The sequence below is a fragment of the Lactobacillus acetotolerans DSM 20749 = JCM 3825 genome (assembly GCF_001436775.1).
Taxonomy (GTDB): Bacteria; Bacillota; Bacilli; order Lactobacillales; family Lactobacillaceae; genus Lactobacillus; species Lactobacillus acetotolerans.
The window spans coordinates 1-1,452 of record NZ_AYZC01000089.1 but is presented as its reverse complement, the minus strand read 5'-3'; the positions used below and the strand labels follow the sequence as shown (position 1 = coordinate 1,452).

The window sequence follows — 1,452 nt, the reverse complement described above, 5'->3', positions numbered from 1 at the left end:
TGAACTGAGACCTAAAAATTAGACAGTTTAAAATACAGGATTAATAGAGGCTTGATTCCGATATTCTTTCGGAGTTAAGCCTTTTAATCTGCTCTTTATCCTTTCTTCGTTATAGTATTCGATATATTCTTCAATGGCTTGAGTTAATTCTTGAAGGCTATGGTATTTGTATTCTTGGTCATAAAACATCTCTGTCTTAAGCAGACCAAAGAAGTTCTCCATTAAACCGTCATCCATGGAATTACCTTTTCTGGACATGCTTTGAGTGATGCCCTGAAGTTTTAAAGCACGTTGGTATTGGGGACTCTGATATTGACAGCCTTGGTCAGTATGAAAAATACAGTTGTTAAGAGCTGTTTCTTTAGCGAAAGCTTTATCAAGCATCGTCATTACTAAATCCATATCTGGATGTTTTGAAATAGAGTAAGAAACTATATTACCGCCGCAGCCATCCAAAATGGGCGACAAATACAGCTTTTCATCATTAAGATGAAATTCAGTGATATCAGTATACCATTTCATATTAGGCATTGGCGCAAAGAAATCGCGATGAATCAAATTAGATGCTATTTTGCCAATAGTACCTTTATAGCTTGAATACTTGCGCTTATTGCGTCTGATACCCTTAAGACCTAGCTTATGCATCCAGTAGCGAACTGTTTTCTCAGTAACTTTCCAACCATCTTTGAGTAGCTGCAGCGCTACTCGGCGATAGCCATAGCGCCCCTTATGATAATTGAAGATTTCCTTGATCTTGGCAATGAGTTTAGAACGCTTAGGCTTTTTAGGCTTTCTTTTAATGATCTTGTAGTAAGAGCTTCTGGCAATTATCGGCAGCCCTGGATGCTCAGCGATTGCTTCTAAGACGTAGTCCAAGCTGACCTTAAATTCATGCCTTAGATCAGTAATTGCCTTAGCTATCTCTTCTGATCTTTTTCTTGATCCAAGGCCTGCAGTTTTTTTACGTATTCGTTCACAATACGCAATCGCAAGTTTTCTTCTTTCAGCTTTTGGATCTCTTTCTCCAGTTCCTTGCGCGATTTCTGACTCTCTTTGACCACGGGCAGGACGTCCTTTCTGTTTGATAATGACATTATACCCGTTTTCTTTGTATTCTCTAAGCCATTTGTTAAGCATGGCAATGCTTTTGAAGCCTAATTCTAGCGATAATTGAACATATGACTTAGTACCAAAGATAGCTTGTTCAATTGCTTGCTCTTTAAATTTTTTAGAATAAACCTGCTTTCCAGTATTTAAAATATCCGTTCCATGCATATCAATCAATCTAAGCATGTAATCTAAATTAGCTAAGTTCATTTTATATGCTTTAGACAATTGACTTATTGAGATATTCTCATCTTTCCATTTACGATAAATTTCTATTTTTTGTTCTTTATTAAATTTAGACATAGTAAAAGACCTAAAAGTGTCTCACTTTTAGGTCTCACTTCA

At 36.5% G+C, this 1,452-nt stretch carries 1 protein-coding gene; it reads right to left on the bottom strand.

The annotated features are described in order from the left end of the window. Window positions 1-27: 27 nt before the first annotated feature. The gene (locus FC77_RS07585; protein WP_056971018.1) at window positions 28-1,410 is read right to left on the bottom strand and encodes an IS3 family transposase; all 1,383 of its coding nucleotides are present in this window, start codon (window positions 1,408-1,410) and stop codon (window positions 28-30) included. Window positions 1,411-1,452: the final 42 nt, after the last annotated feature.